The sequence below is a fragment of the Eubacterium sp. CAG:161 genome (assembly GCF_000432355.1).
GTDB lineage: Bacteria > Bacillota > Clostridia > Lachnospirales > Lachnospiraceae > Eubacterium_G > Eubacterium_G segne.
Window position 1 is genome coordinate 158,955 of sequence record NZ_HF991874.1, and the last position, 19,144, is coordinate 178,098.

Below are 19,144 nucleotides of genomic sequence, written 5' to 3' on the forward strand. Positions count from 1 at the left end.
TAGCCACAACAGTTATGGGTTATGAAAGAGGATGCACCATTTTCAGGGTTCATGATGTTAAGGAAAATTATCAGGCTCTTATGATGGCAAAAGCCATAAAAAATGTAAAATAAAGGATATAATATGGATTGTATAAAAATCAGACAGTTAGAGGTATTTGCTTACCATGGCTGTAATGAAGAAGAAAAAATAAACGGACAGAAGTTTTATGTGGATGCGGATTTGTTTACTGATGTAAGAACTCCCGGAATGAGTGATGATTTGGAGGAAACAGTAAATTACTCTAAGGCATGTAAGTTTATTAATAAGTTTATGACGGAAAACAGATTTGATTTAATTGAAGCTGTTGCAGAACAGACAGCAAGAGGGCTTTTAAAGGAATTTCCTAAGATTAAGGAAGTGGAGCTTACCATAAATAAGCCTAATGCACCTATAAAGCTGCCTTTTGGCAATGTGGCTGTTACAGTCAGAAGAAAGTGGAGCAGAGCATATTTAAGCATTGGCTCTAATATGGGAGATAAGGAAGAATACCTTAATCAGGCAATAGAAGGTCTTTATGATGATGAAAACTGTAGGGTCAGCATAGTATCAAAGTTTATTGAAACAGAGCCATATGGACCAGTGGAGCAGGATAATTTCTTAAATGGATGTGTAGAAATTGAGACATTGTACTCTCCGAAAGAATTATTGAGGAAGGTTAATATAATTGAGTTAGAAGCCGGAAGAACAAGGGAGATTCATTGGGGACCAAGAACTCTTGATATTGATATTATTTTGTTTGATAATGAAATTGTTAATTTACCGGATTTGAAAATTCCACATATTGAGATGCATAAGAGATTATTTGTGTTAGAACCTTTAAATCAGATAGCACCATATGCCGTTCATCCGATTTTTAACAAGACGGTTTCACAATTGTTAGAGGATTTACAGCCACAAAATAAGTGTAGTGGATGTGGCGGATGTAGTTTTAGGCAGCAGAATGATTAGCCGGGATAGTTAAGTGTTCTGATTGGTATAAAAAGTTCAAAGATAGATTACGTTAAGAAATATTTTTCATTATGAAAGGAACAAAATGAGAGATTTACAGGACAGCAGAAAAGAGATAGACATTATTGATGAACAGATTATAAGGCTTTTTGAGAAAAGAATGGATATATGTAAGGATGTGGCAGCATATAAGCTTCACACGGGAAAGCCGGTTTTAGACAGAAAGAGAGAGTTAGATAAGTTAAAAACTTTAAAGGCTCAGGCAAGTAATAAATTTTACGGACATGGTGTGGAAGAACTTTTTGAGCAGATTATGTCCATGAGCAGAAAAATGCAGTATAAGTTACTTACGGAAGAAGGGGTAAACAGCGATATTGGCTTTGATATTGTGGATGATTTGCCAAAGGAAGATGTTACGGTAGCTTATCAGGGAATACCGGGAGCGTACAGCCAGCAGGCTGCTACGGAATATTTTGGTGATAAGTCAAGTTATGTTAACGTGTCGACTTTCAGAGAGGCTATGAAATATGTAAGAGATGGCAAGGCTGATTATGCCGTGCTTCCTTTTGAAAATTCATCAGCAGGAATTGTTACGGATGTTTACGACTTGTTAGTAGAATTTCATAATTATATTGTGGATACCTTTGATGTTAAAATTGAGCATTGTCTTTGTGGTATAAAAGGTTCTAAAATTGAGGATATTAAGGATGTTTATTCTCATCCCCAGGCTTTTATGCAAAGTAACGCATTTATCGAAGAACATGGCTGGGGAAAGGTTAATCTGGCTAACACTGCAATAAGTGCCAGATATATTTCAGAGCAGTCTGACAAATCAAGAGGCTGTATAGCCAGTGCTAATGCAGCAAAAATATACGGACTTGATATTTTACATAAAGGAATTAACTTCAATGCAACTAATACAACAAAGTTTATAATTATCAGCAGGAATAAAATTGCGAGACGTAATGCTGACCTTATTTGTATTAGCTTTGAAATGCCTCACGAAAGTGGTACATTGTATCAGATGTTGTCTCACATTATTTACAATGATCTTAACATGACAAGAATCGAGTCAAGACCTGTTCCGGAGAAAAAATGGGAATATCGGTTTTATGTTGAGTTTGAAGGAAAATCCACACAGGCAGGTGCCATAAATGCCCTTAGCGGAATTAATGCAGAATCAATTAACATGCGAATCCTTGGAAATTATTAAAGAATAACTATGTTGTGTGGGGAGCGATTGCAGGAAAAGAGGACTGAGTATATTGGAAAAACAGGCTGGATATTAGTAAGGATGTAGAAGAAATAAGATATTGGAAATAAAATATCAGAAATAAAATATCGGAAATTTAAAGATAGGCGGTTGGATGGCTTCAATAGAGAAATCCAACTGCTTATTTTTGCGGTGGAATTGATTGTGAATATTATGGGGTATTATAATTGAGCGTGAAAAATTGAAAAGTACATTAAATTTGAAAATATATCAAATATTTCATGTAAATGTTTTGACATTACGAGCTTGAAAAGTGCTTGTGTAGAGAAAAAATACATAAAATTTGAAAATATAACATATATTTCTTGTAAATTCAGGAGTTTCATAAGATTTGAGGTTGGTTCAGAAGAGAAAAATGCATTGAAAATCACAAAAACAACAAATATTCTTGTAAAATTTGAATTCTCACTTGGGGTATTTTTAGGGATTTAATAACTGTTATATTGTGTTATAAAAATCTCGTTAAACCCTTGAAAACACTAAAGTTTTCGCGGGTGTCCTCTCCGTCACATCTTGTATCGTGTTATATTGTTCTATCCTTGTTTACGAATCCTCATAAGGGAAATAAAATCCGGTAACAACTTATAACAAATTATGAAAATGGCAGTTGGGACCGGAAGAAATGCTTATAATACATTTTCAAGAAGGGATTGATGCGGAGGATAGTCTCAAAGTTTGGTAAATATTAAAATTTGCACAAATCGAACGATTTTGTTGATAAAATCGTTCGATTTGTGTATAATATAACTGAAAAGAGAGATTCTATTTTTTAGACGATAAATAATTATTCTTCAAGAAAGGGGATGATGATATGTCTATTACTGCAACTGAATTAAAAACTAATCTTGGTAAATACCTTATGCTTGCAGAAACAGAGGATATTTATATTACCCGTAACGGAAAAGTTGTTGCAAAATTGTCTAATCCATATCAGGACAGAGTAGATGTTGCTAAGTCATTGTTTGGTGTTCTTCCAAATGATATGACGCTGGAAGAAGCACGGGAAGAAAGGTTGAATACAATATGAGAGTTTTAGTTGATACTTGTGTTATCATCGATGCGTTACAGTCTCGTGTCCCGTTTGCTGAAGCAGCACAAAAGCTCTTTATATATTCTGCAAATAAGCAATTTGAGGGTTATATTACTGCAAAGTCAGTTACAGATATCTATTATCTGACACATCGTTTAACACATAGCGATGCAGAAACACGAAAGATTTTGAGTAAACTGTTTACTTTATTTCATTTGTTGGATACTACTTCTTTAGATTGCCGAAAAGCAATATCTTCTGAAATTGGTGATTATGAAGATGCTATTATGGTGGAAACAGCAATTCGTTCAGAAATGGATTGCATAGTAACCAGAAATATGAAAGACTATGCGAAATCTTCTGTTAAGGTGTGTGAACCTTCTGCATTAATAAAGTTATTAGATGAGGGAAACGAAACTGAATAGAACAGGAAAGGCGGGATACAGATGAGGAAAAAAAGAGTGATTTCAATATGACCATCCCCCATGGAATTACCACATTATTAAGATGTAAAAAAGTACAGGTGAAGTTTAGTATAAAAAATTCACCTGTACTTTTTATGTCCACATTAGCTATTACTACATGCGTTAGTTATTTGGCACAAACACCTGTATCAACTATTTAATACCAATCCCCCGATTACTCAATGCGACTACATTTCTTATATTGTTCCTCTAACTCCTCGTCGCTTATCATTGTAATACGTCCCTGGTCATACTGTTCACAAACCCAGGAATATATTTTAACCACAACAGGATCATTTTTAGAAACTGCAGGTAAGCCCAGCTTTTTGTTGTATTGATTTACCCAGAAAGCAACGCCGGCAACACCGGATGTGTTAGTTACGGAAACTTTAGGTGGACGGTCTAATATAGATTCCGTATCAAAAATATTATATATTTCAGGGTTTTTCATCATGCCATCAGCATGGATTCCGGCACGGGTTAGATTGAAATTGTCACCAACAAAAGGCGTCATAGGTGGCAAATCATAATCAGTTTCATTTTTAATATAATCAGCAATTTCAGTAATTACTTCAGGATGCATTCCATTCATTGTTCCGCGAAGGGATGCGTACTCAAAAACCATTGCCTCCAAAGGAACATTACCGGTACGTTCGCCAATGCCAAGAAGTGAACAGTTTACGGCACTGGCACCATACATCCAGGCAGTAGCGGCATTTACAACGCCTTTATAAAAATCATTGTGTCCATGCCATTCAATCATATCACTGGGAACTCCTGCGTAATGCTGAAGTCCGTAAATAATGCCGGATACGCTTCTTGGAAGAGCAACACCGGGATATGGAACACCAAGACCTAATGTATCACAGGCACGAACCTTAATAGGAATGTGACATTCCTGGGAAATCTGCATGAGCTGGCTGGCAAAAGGAACAACGAAACCGTAAAAATCAGCCCTTGTTATATCTTCAAAATGGCATCTTGGACGAAGTCCTGCATTAATGCACTCCTTAACAATGCCTAAGTATTTGTCTAAAGCCTGCTTTCTTGTAAGCCCCATTTTATGAAAAATATGATAATCGGAACAGCTTACAAGAATCCCAGTTTCTTTAACTCCTATAGACTTAACCATATCAAAATCTTTTTTATTGGCGCGAATCCAGGTAGTAATTTCCGGAAATTTGTATCCAAGCTCCATACATTTTTCCAATGCCAGACGGTCTTTTTTTGAGTAAACAAAGAACTCTGTCTGACGAATCATACCATTATCTCCACCTAATTTATGAAGAAGTTTGAAAATATGTACCATCTGGTCAGTTGTGTAAGGCGCTCTTGATTGCTGACCGTCTCTAAAGGATGTATCGGTAATATATATATCATCAGGCATGTTTGCCGGAACGTGTCGATAGTTAAAAGCTATTTTGGGAGTCTCTGAATAGGGAAACATCTCGTGAAAAAGCTCCGGTGAATCGACATCCTGTAATTGATAACTGTAAGGATCCTGTTCTAATAAGTTGGTTTTATGGCTTAAATTAATTTCCTGCATAAGCAAATCCTTTCCATGCCTGAAAATGGCAAAAATAATATTTGTATTGAAAATATTATATGCTTAGGATAAACTATAAGTAAAGTGAATTATTTAGATTGTTATAATCGAAAAAACTGATTAATCTCAAAGAAAACAAATGAGCGAACTTCATTTCTAAGCATGATTTCCATGAAATGCCGCTGACAGGAAGGAGAAAATTATGGATATTGAATCATTGAAAACTTTTATTGTACTTTCTAATGTAAAAAATTATACAAGAGCAGCAAATCAGCTATTTGTTGCCCAATCTACTGTAACCAACAGGATTAATGAATTAGAGAAGGAATTAAATATATCTCTTTTTTCAAGAAATAACAGGAGAGTGGAACTAACCATGGAGGGAGAGCAGTTTCTTTTATATGCTGAAAAAGTCATAAAGCTGACAGATGATTCATTATCGGAAATAAGTTCGATACACAAATTTGATAATCATATCCGTATAGGGTGTTCAGACTCTGTTTATGAGGCACATTTGTCTTCAATAATATTAGAGCATCAACGGAAATTCCCTAAGGATTCCCTAAAAATAATGATTGGAATATCTAACAATTTATTGGAATTGTTACAGGATGATATATTAGATATAGTTTTTAGCTATATACCGCTTAAAAAGGCAGCCTTTTATTGTGAAATGTATAAACAGGATACCATGGTTTTGGTAACGGATTATAATAATAAAAAATATAAAGAGGGAATAACTCAGAAAGAATTAGTTAATGAAAAATATCTTATGTGTAACTTTGCACTACAGGATGTAGGTCAGTTTATAAGAGGGTTGTTCCCAAAATATCAGCAGTTTTCCTTGGAAATTGATGACTGTGCCAAAATCATTCCTTTTTTATTAGGACAGGAAAATTATACATTTTTGCCTTGGGATATGGCTAAATCATATATTGAATCAGGTAAGCTGAGAAATATTCCACTGATAGATTTTAAAACTCCAATGATAAACAGCTATATAATTGGAAAAAAAGAAAAGCAGTATATGAGAAAAATTATTATGGGAGAGTAGGATAAAAACATACACGGTGAGACAGCAAAAGTGAAAAAAGCTGAAAAAAAGTAGAAGATGGGACTACAGGGTTCCATCTTCTACTTCTATTCCAGCCTTTATTTCTAAAAACTTAAGTATATCTTCATATACCAGTTCTTTTTCTTTTTCATTAAAAACTTCATGCCTCATATCCTGATACAGCTTGTAGTAAGTGTTAGGATAACCGCAACGTTTAAAATGGGTAACTGCCTTCTTAAAAGAATAGTCATTTTTTCTACAGGGATCTTCACTACCAGATACAAACATAACCGGAAGAGAAGGATTCTTGCTGGTCCATCCCATTTTGCTGTAAACAGTCTGCATTAAGTTAAACAACGCATAATAACCGTTTAGCGTGAAAGGGTATCCACACATAGGATCACTATTGTACAACTCTACAACATATCTGTCACTGGACAACCATGAATTAACAATTCCTTCTTTTTCAAAAGGCTTCTCAAAGGGACCGTTTACCAGTTTCTCAATCATGGGACTTCTGTAATGCCAACCCCTAAACAAAGCCAGAAAACGTGTAAAATATTTAGCAACCCCTACAAATCTGTTGTAGGATGGAGAGCCGCTTAAAACTACTGCCTGAACTTCACGGGAGTTCTTTTTCAAGTAAGCACGCACAATAAGGGAACCCATACTGTGACCAATGAGAATAAGGGGCAAATGAGGAAATTCCCTTCTTAAAAACATGGTAAATTCATGTACATCATCAATAAGCCCTTTATATCCTTCCTCCCCAAAGTAGCCTAAATCCTCTTTAGTGAGAATATTTTCACCGTGGCCTCTGATGTCGGAAATAGCACAGATAAATCCTTTATTGTTAAAATATTTCATTGTTTCAGCATAGCGCTGCCTTGTTTCACACATGCCATGCACAAATTCCATTACACCTATGGGTTTAACACCATTAGGTGGGTAAGTTATGGTAGTTGGTCTCATAAAGCCTCCTAAATGGCATTAATCATCAATGTCCATTCCTTCTGTTGTGTAAATAGTTCTTTTTCTTGCCATTTCATCATTTTCAAGATATTCATCATAAGTAGTAATTTTATCAATTAACTTGCCGTTTACAATTTCCATAATACGGTTTGCTGTTGTCTGAACAACCTGATGATCTCTTGAAGAGAAAAGTAAAACTCCCGGGAATTTAATTAAACCGTTGTTAAGGGCAGTGATACTTTCCATGTCAAGGTGGTCAGTAGGTTCGTCAATAATTAAAACATTAGCACCGCTAATCATAAGCTTAGATAGCATTACCCTGACTTTTTCACCACCGGATAAAACACGGACTTTCTTCATTCCGTCATCTCCCGCAAATAACATTCTTCCAAGGAATCCACGGACATATGTGGCATCCTTGTTTTCAGAATACTGTGTAAGCCAGTCAACAATAACATCATCTGAATCAAAATCCTTTGTGTTATCCTTAGGGAAGTAGGACTGGCTGGTTGTTATGCCCCATTTATAACTTCCTTCGTCAGGCTCAATCTCTCCTGTAAGAATACGGAATAGAGTGGTTTTGGCTAAACCGTTAGAACCTACAAAGGCAACCTTGTCTTCACGTCCGATTATAAAGGAAATGTCATCTAATACTTTAATACCGTCAATTGTTTTTGAAAGATGTTCCACAGTAAGAACTTCATTTCCAATTTCCCTGTCAGGTCTGAAATCTATATATGGATATTTTCTGCTGGAAGGTTTAATTTCATCCAACTCAATTTTTTCCAATGCACGTTTTCTTGATGTAGCCTGTTTTGACTTTGAAGCATTGGCACTGAATCGCTGAATAAATTCCTGCAATTCCTTGATTTTTTCTTCTTTCTTTCTGTTAGCTTCCTTCATCTGCTTAACAATTAACTGGCTTGATTCATACCAGAAATCGTAGTTTCCGGCATATAACTGAATCTTGGCGTAGTCAATGTCTGCAATCTGAGTACATACTTTGTTAAGGAAATATCTGTCATGAGAAACTACGATAACAGTATTATCAAAGTTAATCAAAAATTCCTCAAGCCATGCAATGGCATCCAAATCCAAATGGTTAGTAGGCTCATCTAATAACAAAATATCAGGATTTCCAAATAAAGCCTGAGCTAATAAAACCTTAACCTTTAGTGAACCGGTTAAATCTTTCATAAGACTGTAATGGTATTCAGTGTCAACACCAAGTCCGTTTAAAAGAGTAGCTGCATCAGACTCAGCTTCCCAGCCGTTCATTTCAGCAAACTCGCCTTCAAGCTCAGAAGCACGGATACCGTCTTCGTCAGTAAAGTCTTCCTTCATGTAAATGGCTTCTTTTTCCTTCATAATGTCATAAAGACGCTGGTTTCCCATAATAACAGTATCAAGAACAGTATATTCATCGTACTGGAAATGATCCTGCTTTAAGAAGGAAAGACGCTCACCCGGGGTAATAATAACTTCACCACTGGTTGGCTCAATTTCACCTGTAAGAATTTTCAAAAAAGTTGACTTTCCGGCACCGTTGGCACCGATAAGACCGTAACAGTGTCCCGGCACAAATTTAATATTAACATCTTCAAAAAGTGCCTTTTTGCCAAAACGCAGTGATATGTTGCTTGTACTTATCATTTTAAAACCTCGCTTATATATTTGATATTATTTACTAAATTAATTGCAAATCAAAGTATATCAGTTTTTTTACATTAAAGCAACGTTAATCCCCATATAAAATAGGTAGTGAAATTAATAACTTATGTGTTATAATTATTTTCATATCATTTCGTTTTAAGGCGTGAAAGGGAGACATCATGAATAATAAACTTTTAGAAAACATTAAAGTATACAGAGGAAATCCATTGCTTATGGGAGTTACGGTAATAGGCGATGAGGTGAATTTCGCAATTACAGCTAAATATGGCAGCAATTGCCAGGTAGTTTTGTATGAAAAAGGAAAAGACGAGGAGGTTGCACGTATTCCCTTTGAAAACGCACAGGTCATAGGAAATGTGTACGCCATGAGTGTGTCTGGACTTGATTATTCAAAATATTATTATAATTTTTCCGTGGATGGAGAAATAGTTACTGATGAATATGCAAAGGCACTTTCAGGAAAAAAGAATTGGGGGAAGGCGTGTGATAATCTAAAAGGTATTATTATAAATGATGATTATGACTGGCAGCAGGATGCACCTTTGAATATTCCTTTTGACGAAACTATTTTATATCGTATGCATGTAAGAGGATTTACAAAGCATGCCACATCAAAGGTAAAACACAAGGGAACGTATTTAGGTATTGTTGAGAAAATCCCATATTTAAAAGAGTTAGGCATAAATATGATTGAGCTTATGCCGGCATATGAATTTAATGAAATAAAAAAAGAAAACGCAACTTCCATGAAGGGACAGTTTGCCATAGAGTCGCCGGTACTTAATTACTGGGGATATACTGACGGTTATGCATTTGCACCTAAGGCATCCTTTGCATGGACTAACACTCCGGGAGGAGAGGTGGAAGAGTTTAAATATCTGGTAAGGGAGCTTCACAAAAACGGAATAGAGATTTCCATGGAATTTTTCTTCCCTCAGGGAACTAATCCTAAGCTTATTTTAGACTGTCTTCATTATTGGGTTATGGAATATCACATAGATGGAATACATGCAAACTGCGAAGAGGCAGTTATGCGAATGGTAGAAACAGATAATCTTTTATGTACAACTAAGATTTTCACATATAGTTTTTCAAATAATACTGATTTTTATGGCAGAAAAAGTGAAATCAGAAATATTGCCAACTTTAACGATGACTTTATGGTTTGCGCAAGGCGGTTTATTAAGGGGGATGAGGATATGCTAAACACAATGGCATATAAGATAAAAGCTAATCCTCCGGGAGTGGCAGTGGTAAATTATGTGGCAAACCATAATACATTTACATTGTACGATACTGTTTCTTATGACAGAAAATATAACGAGGCAAATGGTGAAAATAACAGGGACGGTGCAGTGTATAATTACAGCTGGAATTGCGGCGCGGAAGGTGATACCAGAAAGCGGAAAATCATGGATTTGAGAAAAAGGCAGATAAAAAATGCCCTGTGTCTGGTATTTTTAAGTCAGGGAGTCCCTATGCTGTATGCAGGAGATGAAATGTGTAATTCCCAAAAGGGAAATAACAATCCATATTGTCTTGATAATGAAATATCATGGACTAACTGGAATACCAACGCCATGGCAAAGGAAATACTGGAATTTACAAAAAATATTATAGCTTTCAGGAAAAAGCATAAGGTTCTTCATTTGTCTCAGGAAACAAGACAAATGGATTATAAATCTTACGGTCTTCCGGATATGTCTTATCATGGATCAAAGGCATGGTATGCGGACTTTAGTCATTTTAACAGACATTTTTCAGTTATGTATTGCGGAAAATACGCATTGTTAGACAAGGCAGGGGAAGAACAGGATATATATATAGCTTACAATATGTATTGGGAAAATCAGGAGTTTGGAGTTCCGTCTGTCAGAAATAAGAAAAAATGGCACCTTGAATTTTCCACAGATGGAAACAAAAAGGACTGTGATATTGACAGAATGTATGAGGCACCGGGAAGAAGCATTAGCGTGTTAGTTGCCGGTGATGAGAATAAATAATGGGAGATATAAGTTGAAGGAATTTGATAATAAGGGTATTGGAGCATACCTTAATCTTGACAGGTGGGGACTTACTACCTTTACATTGAAAATCATAGCAATGGTGACCATGATTTTTGACCACGTTGCGGTAATTTTACTTACAGATTATGGAAACATGTATGAGGCATTCAGAATTGTGGGAAGAATAAGTTTTCCTATATTCTGTTTTGTGTTGGTTGAGGGATATTTTCATACTAAAAACCGGATGAGTTATGCTACAAGGCTGGGAATATTTGCACTGATATCAGAAGTTCCATATGATATGATGTATGGCAGCTTCTTTAATCTGGAAAAGCAAAATGTTATGTTCACCTTGTTTTTCGGATTTATGGTTATATGGGCACTTGACTTAATAACAGGTTTTGCCATAAGATACCCTGAAAAATTAGTCAGCAAAGTAGGTGTGTTACGACTTAATTATTTAGCTGAATTGATAGTTATGGCACTGGGTTTTGGGGCGGCATATTTTTTAAATACATCTTATTCCTACGCAGGAATTCTTTTAATCATATGCTTCTATGTTTTCAGAAAACACCACATAGGAAAAATTGCATCCAATGTAGTATTTAATATGGGAATGTTTGGATATGGAATACAATGGGCAGGAGTATTAAGCATATTGCCGATAGCTTTGTATAATGGAAAAGCAGGATGTAGAAAGGGCAAATATGTTTTTTATGTATTTTATCCGTTACACATATTGTTATTGGTAATGATTAAAAAATGGATTTTTATGTAAAAATAATTAATTAACCATAATAAAATAAAATCTAGCCACTTTTTTATAAAATTAACCCCTTTTTTATATATTTAAATTTTTTATACTGTAAGTAGATTTATTGGAACGTAAAATTAAAAATATATAAGGAAGGAGTTTTTTTATGAGAAAACAGTTGTTAAAGAAAACGGCAGCATCTGTATTGTCTCTGGCAATGATTGTGTCATCAATGACATTTACGTCACTTAAGATGTCAAAAGATGTAACAGCAGCACCTACAACGTCATCTAAAATGGTATGGAGCGATGAGTTTAACGGGGCATCTATTGATACATCTAAATGGGGATATGAAATAGGAACAGGTTCTAGCGGATGGGGAAACAATGAACAGCAGTATTATACAAACAGGTCTGACAATGCGTATGTTTCAGGGGGAGCATTGCATATCAGAGCCAAGAAAGAGTCTTATGGCGGAATGAATTATACATCTGCAAGACTTAATACCAATGGCAAATTTACATTTACATACGGATATGTTGAAGCAAGAATAGCACTTCCTGCCAGTCAGGGAATATGGCCGGCATTCTGGATGCTGGGAGCTAATATAGGAAGCGTGGGGTGGCCGTCATGTGGAGAGATAGACATTATGGAGGCTATTAACGCAGAAAGCAAAACATATGGAACATGTCACTGGAATTGTAACGGACATGCAGAATATGGCAAGTCATCAGGAAACTTTGACAGGACCCAGTATCATACATACGGTTTACAATGGGATAATCAGTATATACGAATGTTTGTAGACGGAAATAAAATTTACGAGATGTATATTGAAAACAATGCGGGAGATACTGATGAATTTCACAAACCGTTTTATCTGTTATTAAATGTGGCAGTAGGAGGAAACTGGCCGGGATTTCCCATTGACAATAACGCATTTCCGCAGGAAATGAAAGTGGATTATGTTCGTGTATATCAGGATAATCCTTCATATTCAAGTTCATCATCTAATAATGTGGATGGAAATAACACATCTTCAGGTGGAAATTCATCAGGAAATTCAGGTTCAACTTCCACACCATCAAATGGTATGGGAATGAATTATGCAGGTTCTAATTCAGCAACAGCATATGTAAATGATTCAAAGTGGACAGACATTCATTATTCCGTAAATGGCGGAGGACAGCAGAATGTAAGAATGACTCAGTCAGGAAGCAAGGCTACATATACTATTAACGGATTAAATTCAGGCGACAATGTAAAATATTGGTTTACGTACTGCAATACATCAGGATACACAAGGGATACCGAAGCTTACACATATACTCATAAGTCAGGTGGAAGTTCAGGAGGTTCCTCAGGAAACACATCCAATGTAAATTCATCATCAGGGAATATATACATATATCAGGATATTAATTACGGAGGAAGAGTGGCATCCTTAGGTGAAGGCAGTTATAATCTGGCATCATTACAGGCAAAGGGATTTAAAAACGATGATTTGTCATCTTTGAAAGTTCCTTTTGGATACAAGGTAACTTTGTATGCAGATGATAATTTTAGCGGAAGAACAAAGGTTATTACTAATGATACAAGCTGGATAGGAAGTGATTTTAATGATATTACTTCATCAATTAAAGTGGAAAAAGCAAAATATACTATTATAAATAAACATAGTGGAAAAGTTTTGGATGTTTCAGGTTCTAATACAAATAATGGAGCTAATGTTCAGCAATGGGACAGCAACGGAACAAATGCACAAAAGTGGTACATTCATCAAAACAGTGACTATAGTTACACCATTACAAGTGTAATAAATGGTAAGGCACTTGATGTTGATGCATGGTCAAAGAATAATGGTGCTAATGTACAGATGTGGGATTGTGGAAACAGTCAGTCAAATCAGCAGTGGTGGCTGACGGAAGTTGGAGATGGATATTCAAGCATAATAAACAAAAACAGCAACAAGTGTCTTGACGTTTCAGGATGGTCAACGGCAAGTGGTGCTAATGTTCAACAGTATGATTACTATCAGCAGGCAAATCAGCTTTGGAAATTTGTATTAGTTGATTAATTACGTTGCAGAAGCCCCCCTTCAAAAAACGTAAAGTTGATTTGACTGTTTAAGTAATAATTCCCGGAGGCGGTATAACCGCATTCCGGGCCAATAAAAAGAGTGGTTACATGCAATATGTAATCACTCTTTTACTTTAGGTACGTTTTAAGAAAACGTATATTTTATTTAACTACAACTTTGAAGGTAACCTTATTATTGTCAGCCTGATAGCCTCCGTATTCTGAAGCATAGTCGTTAGTATCGTTTACCCATGCGGTAATGTTGTAAGTTCCCGGCTGTGAAAATGTTACATAACCCTCCTTATTGACAGAACCACCGCAGGCAAGGAGATAAACACCGTTATTGCTTCCGGAAATCGGTAAAAGACCATTAGGGTTATAGAAACTGTCACACCATGTAATATCAGAGGTATTTCCGTTGATTTGGAACTGAACACCAAGCTTTTTACCACTGTCAGATGTTACATCACCTACATTATAAACAGTTGCTCCAAATTTGATTTTATCTCCTACGTGTATATCGTTAGAGTAAAAATTATTCATTGTGCCATCAGAATAATATATGGTATTTTTTCCTGTTGTATAATTTTCGCATGTAAGCTGTTTTACAGTGAAATCATATCCACCAACAGTTTCATAGCATTTAAATACATCGTCGAATTTTACTTCGGTAGTTTTGCCTGAATCCAAATCTTTAACGATTGCATAAGCGCATAACTGACCTGTTTGGGTTACCTTTAGGTCTACAGATGTACCGGAAACAAAATCTGTTTCATCCAATGGAGTACGGTATTTATCCCATGGACTATAAGTGATAATTTTTGTGGCAACATTAGATTTATTGACATCATTAACCTTAAAATTAATAGTATCGTTCATCTTAACTTTATTATTCGTATTTGTCAGTGTGTCACTGGTTAGCTTACCAACTGTTAAAGGCTTTGTTTCCTCAACAGTAGTAGTTTCCTCAACAGTAGTAGTTTCAGGAACCGTTGTGGTTTCTTCTACCATTGTGGTTTCCTGAGCTTCTTGGACATTAATTCTTAAAGCGTAAGAAAAAGCTATTTTGGTGATTTTACTTCTTACTCTTGCCGTGAGATAATATATTCCAGGATCATCAAAGGTCATAGTTGCAGTATTTCCGTCTGCAAAATCGTAAGATTTATATTGATAATAACCTGCTGTAACGGCAGATATACTGATTTCACAATCGGATGATTCCTTTAAATTGGCAGTAATGGTTACAGGTTCACCTACAGCAGGATTTGCATTTGATATATCCCATGATTCTACTTCAAAAGGAGTATTAGGAATAACTGTTACAGTGATTGTAAACTTATTGTTTGAAGAGAATCTTCCACCTAATTCATCAGGAAAATCATTTGTGTCATTTACCCATGCAGTAATTTTATATGTTCCCGGTTCAGAGAATGAAAATGTTCCGTTACCATTGTTTGCACCACCGTTAGATGTCAATTCAACACTTTTATGTGCATCAAGTCCTGATTTGTTTACATAACTATCGCTCCATACATTAGGAATATTAACGTTATTGCCATTTTCATCAGTGATGGTGTAAAGAACACCTAATTTGGTATTATCCGGTGCTTTTCTACAACCTACGTTTTGCACTGTTGATGTTAGACTGAGAATATCACCTGTGCTGATAATATTTTTATCATCAGAAGTAATTGTGTGATTTGTGTATTTTAAATCAGTTACTTTAAAGTCATATCCATCACATAAATAATTTATGAATGGTAAAGCTTGTGAATTATTAGATAGTTCTTCTTTAGTGCACTGAAAATTTCCTACCATTCTATTTTCGTTATAATCATAAATGTAAGCATTATTAAGAGAGGTATATCCTTCCTCGTTGCCGGAATCAACTACAGTTAATTCATAATAAAAATCATTAAAATTGCTATGGTTAATTTCCGGAATAAGTACACCTAAATCATATGATAAGGTTCCGTTAGATTCACCTGTAATAAAACCACGACAATAAAATTTCTGAGATTTAGATTTACGCAGATCAGATTGACTATATGTATAAAAAGGAACTAAATCAACTTTAAATTTCTGTTCTGTATACTTTGAATATGCAGTAAGCTCTAAAAATGAATCATGAAGACAGGCTGAATCCACATCAACTTCTAATTTAATATCAGAATCGCTATTATAAGGTGCTACATTAATGGTGCTAATATTGTCAACCATATTAAAATCCTTTCTTATGGAGTCATAAGTCATCCAACAATAACCATCGTTAGCCCAGCTTTTGCCCCATGAGTTTGCAAATTTGAAAGCCCCCATTTCACCATCGTCAACTTTGCCGTTATAGTTTGAATCAAACCAAATGTTGTCGTCATAACCTACAAAGGTAACACGGTGTGGACCTTGTTGTCCATCTAAACCATAAACAATGCGGTCTCCGGTTAATGCTTTATTTGAAGAACCATTAGAGCTGTCTGTGATTGTTCCTAAATTCCAACTACGTGCATAAGAACTAAAGGACACTATTTTTCCATTTGTCAATAATTTTTTGATTTCTTTTATTTTAGCATCAGCACCAGCACAGTTAAAAAAAGATGCATTTGTTTCATAGGAATAACTTGAAACCCTATAGTTAGTACGATTTGACCATACATCGTTATCTGCATAACAGTTATCAGTAGAAAAATCATAGTTGGTGTCTTTCCATAATGGAACCCCATATGTTTGTAGGACTTCATAACATTCAGAATCATCAATTCCTTCTATACCATTATATGTATCAAACATATTGTATATAGCGTATGGAGAAAATACATTATCTCTTGTGGAAGGAACATTCATTGACTTATTCATTTCATAAGTAAACTGATAATATACCTCAGACATAGCTACACAACAGCCAACCCGCCCCTGATTTTCAATTTCCGGAAAATACGGGCTGGTGCTTAAATCCACGGCTGACGGCATATTACTTTCAGCCTTAACTTCTTTTGGAATGGCAATCGGTGTTATGGCAAGGGTTAATGCCAACAGCGAAGCCATTACTTTCTTAAATTTTTTTCTCATTTTCTAAATCCTTTCCTGGAACGATTTGATTTTTAGGTATCGTGCCAGAGAGTAATTATATATTGAAAAATAAATTACACAATATGGAAAAATCAATTTCGTGAAAATATGGAAGAAGATGTATCTAAAAAAATTAAAAATTAGACAAATTTTTAGTAGACAAAATCTGATTTTGCACAAACTGCACTTAAAACTAGTGCAAAAACAGAAACAATATATACATAATGATGAATACTAAAAAGATAATAAATATTCATGGTTTTTTGACAAAAATCCACAAAAATAAAAATATATTTACTAATTAAAACACTGAAAATACGGTGAATATATAAAAAAAGAAGGAATATAACAATAATTATAATAATGTTTTTATTAAAAATAACATATTATTATTATAAACATAGCATCGATGATTATATTACGGAAAAGTCTGCTGCATTGATGTTTATAGCTTTCAACACAGCAGACTCATATAGTAATCTGATAATATTTTGCAATAATTATTCCGGATACACCAGCCGTTCGTCGGTTATATTGCAAAGGACTTCATTGTAATATTTGTTACATACATATTTTGCCATATTTAAATTCATATCCAGATAATTGCCGCAGTCTTTTGCACAGGCACCGGGAACGTCACCTTCAAAGTCTTTCATAAATAAGTACATTTCCTTTACTAAAGGAAGAATATCCTTAGATGTGTAATCTCCGGCTAAAACCATATAAAACCCTGTTCTACATCCCATAGGCCCAAAGTAAAGCACCTTATCCCTGTAATCAGGATGATTTCTTAAAAAAGTAGCACCTAAATGTTCAATGGTGTGAACTTCCGCAGTGTTTAAAACCGGTTCATAATTAGGTCGTGTCATTCTAATGTCAAAAGTAGTTATAACACAGTCTCCGGCAATATCCTTTCGGGACACATAAAGCCCCGGAAGAAGTTTCAAGTGGTCTATTGTAAAACTTGTAATTTTATCCATGAAAAATCTCCTTATATAATTCAAAAATATTTTGACAAAACAATACTTTAATTGTCTAAATAATTATATATTAATTAAGCCTTTACGGTCAACTTGTTTACAATATAGCAAATAATTTGCAAAAAATCAGTGACATAATAAATAAATGTGTTAATATAAAAGAGCCGACAAAAATGCAGGAGAGAAAAATGCAGAACAACAATATTAATAATGAAGAAACAAAAGTTCATAAAAGAAGGGTTCGTTATAAGGGAACTCATCCTAGAAAATTTGAAGAAAAATATAAGGAATTAAATCCTGAAAAATATAAAGATACCATTGAAAAGGTAATCAGTAAGGGAAGTACACCGGCGGGTATGCATATTTCTATTTGTGTAAAGGAAATAATAGATTTTTTACAAATCAGGCCGGGACAGAAAGGATTGGATGCAACTTTAGGATACGGAGGGCATACAACGGAAATGCTAAAATGTCTTGAAGGTGAAGGTCATATATATGGCCTTGACATTGACCCTATTGAAATAAAAAAAACAAAGAAAAGACTGGAACAAAAAGGTTTTGATGAGAAAATATTTACTGCGATAAATACTAATTTTAAAAATATAGACCAGGTGGCAAAGGAACACGGTCCTTTTGATTTTATTTTAGCGGATTTGGGAGTGTCATCCATGCAAATAGACAATCCGGAGCGTGGATTTTCATACAAGCATGAAGGCCCTCTTGATTTAAGGTTAAATCCCACAAAGGGAATTTCAGCGGCACAGCGTATTGCAGATATCTCGCTAGATGAGTTAGAAGGGATGCTTATTGAAAACTCTGATGAACCATATGCGTATGAGGTGGCTAAGGCGGTTATTGATAGTCGGAGACGGGAAAAAATTGAAACAACAACCCAGTTAAGAGAGATAATAGAAAAAGCTCTTCAGTTCTTGCCGGCAAAGGAAAGTAAGGACGAAATAAAGAAGTGTTGTGCCAGAACATTCCAGGCACTTAGAATTGATGTAAATAGTGAATTTGAAGTGTTATATGACTTTTTGGGAAAATTGCCTGATGCATTAAATCCCGGAGGAAGAGTTGCCATACTAACATTCCATTCAGGGGAGGACAGATTGGTAAAGAAGTCCTTTAAAGCGTTAAAGAAAGCGGGAATTTACAGTGATGTGGCAAATGAAGTTATAAGACCTTCAAGAGAGGAATGTAATATGAATCCCAGAGCAAAGTCCACCAAAATGCGTTGGGCAGTTAAGTTATAAAATATA

Annotated in this window: 14 protein-coding genes and 1 pseudogene; 10 read left to right on the forward strand and 5 right to left on the reverse strand. The window is 35.2% G+C overall.

Annotation, left to right across the window (positions count from 1 at the left end; all coding sequences use genetic code 11):
- The 5 genes and pseudogenes from Q5O30_RS10785 to Q5O30_RS10805 all read left to right on the forward strand — a co-directional run.
- A pseudogene (locus tag Q5O30_RS10785) lies at positions 1–113 on the forward strand (dihydropteroate synthase); the annotation flags it as partial.
- Between the two features lie 10 nt (positions 114–123).
- Positions 124–990: a 2-amino-4-hydroxy-6-hydroxymethyldihydropteridine diphosphokinase gene (folK, locus tag Q5O30_RS10790; protein ID WP_021953756.1), complete on the forward strand. Its 867-nt coding sequence runs from the start codon at positions 124–126 to the stop codon at positions 988–990.
- 85 nt (positions 991–1,075) lie between these two features.
- Positions 1,076–2,203 (forward strand): bifunctional chorismate mutase/prephenate dehydratase, encoded by a 1,128-nt coding sequence (locus Q5O30_RS10795; RefSeq protein WP_021953757.1) that lies wholly within the window; start codon positions 1,076–1,078, stop codon positions 2,201–2,203.
- Positions 2,204–3,074: 871 nt separating this feature from the next.
- On the forward strand, positions 3,075–3,290 hold the full coding sequence (locus Q5O30_RS10800; RefSeq protein ID WP_021953758.1) for a type II toxin-antitoxin system Phd/YefM family antitoxin: 216 nt from the start codon (positions 3,075–3,077) through the stop codon (positions 3,288–3,290).
- On the forward strand, positions 3,287–3,718 hold the full coding sequence (locus tag Q5O30_RS10805; RefSeq protein WP_021953759.1) for a PIN domain-containing protein: 432 nt from the start codon (positions 3,287–3,289) through the stop codon (positions 3,716–3,718). The genes Q5O30_RS10800 and Q5O30_RS10805 overlap by 4 nt, the downstream gene beginning before the upstream one ends.
- A gap of 214 nt (positions 3,719–3,932) precedes the next feature.
- Here the strand turns inward: Q5O30_RS10805 and Q5O30_RS10810 are convergent, their stop codons facing one another.
- The gene (locus tag Q5O30_RS10810) at positions 3,933–5,303 is read right to left on the reverse strand and encodes a pyruvate carboxyltransferase (RefSeq protein ID WP_021953760.1); all 1,371 of its coding nucleotides are present in this window, start codon (positions 5,301–5,303) and stop codon (positions 3,933–3,935) included.
- Positions 5,304–5,505: 202 nt separating this feature from the next.
- Here Q5O30_RS10810 and Q5O30_RS10815 point away from each other — a divergent pair, with 202 nt between their 5' ends.
- On the forward strand, positions 5,506–6,357 hold the full coding sequence (locus Q5O30_RS10815; protein WP_021953761.1) for a LysR family transcriptional regulator: 852 nt from the start codon (positions 5,506–5,508) through the stop codon (positions 6,355–6,357).
- 63 nt (positions 6,358–6,420) lie between these two features.
- Here the strand turns inward: Q5O30_RS10815 and Q5O30_RS10820 are convergent, their stop codons facing one another.
- Entirely contained in the window at positions 6,421–7,329 is a 909-nt protein-coding gene (locus tag Q5O30_RS10820) for an alpha/beta fold hydrolase (protein WP_021953762.1), read from the reverse strand.
- Positions 7,330–7,347: 18 nt separating this feature from the next.
- On the reverse strand, positions 7,348–8,982 hold the full coding sequence (locus Q5O30_RS10825; RefSeq protein WP_021953763.1) for an ABC-F family ATP-binding cassette domain-containing protein: 1,635 nt from the start codon (positions 8,980–8,982) through the stop codon (positions 7,348–7,350).
- A gap of 179 nt (positions 8,983–9,161) precedes the next feature.
- Here Q5O30_RS10825 and Q5O30_RS10830 point away from each other — a divergent pair, with 179 nt between their 5' ends.
- The 3 genes from Q5O30_RS10830 to Q5O30_RS10840 all read left to right on the forward strand — a co-directional run bounded on the left by Q5O30_RS10830 (position 9,162) and on the right by Q5O30_RS10840 (position 13,840).
- Positions 9,162–11,006, forward strand: a complete 1,845-nt coding sequence (locus Q5O30_RS10830) for an alpha-amylase family glycosyl hydrolase (protein WP_021953764.1) — start codon at positions 9,162–9,164, stop codon at positions 11,004–11,006.
- Complete coding sequence (locus tag Q5O30_RS10835) at positions 10,993–11,787, forward strand: TraX family protein (protein WP_118589382.1); 795 nt, start codon at positions 10,993–10,995, stop codon at positions 11,785–11,787. Before Q5O30_RS10830 ends, Q5O30_RS10835 begins: the two co-directional genes overlap by 14 nt.
- A gap of 142 nt (positions 11,788–11,929) precedes the next feature.
- On the forward strand, positions 11,930–13,840 hold the full coding sequence (locus Q5O30_RS10840; protein WP_021953766.1) for an RICIN domain-containing protein: 1,911 nt from the start codon (positions 11,930–11,932) through the stop codon (positions 13,838–13,840).
- Positions 13,841–14,004: 164 nt separating this feature from the next.
- Here Q5O30_RS10840 and Q5O30_RS10845 read toward each other — a convergent pair whose 3' ends face one another.
- Both Q5O30_RS10845 and Q5O30_RS10850 read right to left on the reverse strand, forming a co-directional pair.
- On the reverse strand, positions 14,005–16,905 hold the full coding sequence (locus Q5O30_RS10845; protein ID WP_021953767.1) for a C1 family peptidase: 2,901 nt from the start codon (positions 16,903–16,905) through the stop codon (positions 14,005–14,007).
- A gap of 500 nt (positions 16,906–17,405) precedes the next feature.
- Positions 17,406–17,885, reverse strand: a complete 480-nt coding sequence (locus Q5O30_RS10850; protein ID WP_021953768.1) for an S-ribosylhomocysteine lyase — start codon at positions 17,883–17,885, stop codon at positions 17,406–17,408.
- A gap of 188 nt (positions 17,886–18,073) precedes the next feature.
- Here Q5O30_RS10850 and rsmH point away from each other — a divergent pair, with 188 nt between their 5' ends.
- A complete protein-coding gene (gene rsmH, locus Q5O30_RS10855; protein WP_021953769.1) occupies positions 18,074–19,138 on the forward strand; it encodes a 16S rRNA (cytosine(1402)-N(4))-methyltransferase RsmH in 1,065 nt (354 codons plus the stop codon).
- The last annotated feature ends 6 nt before the right edge of the window (positions 19,139–19,144 follow it).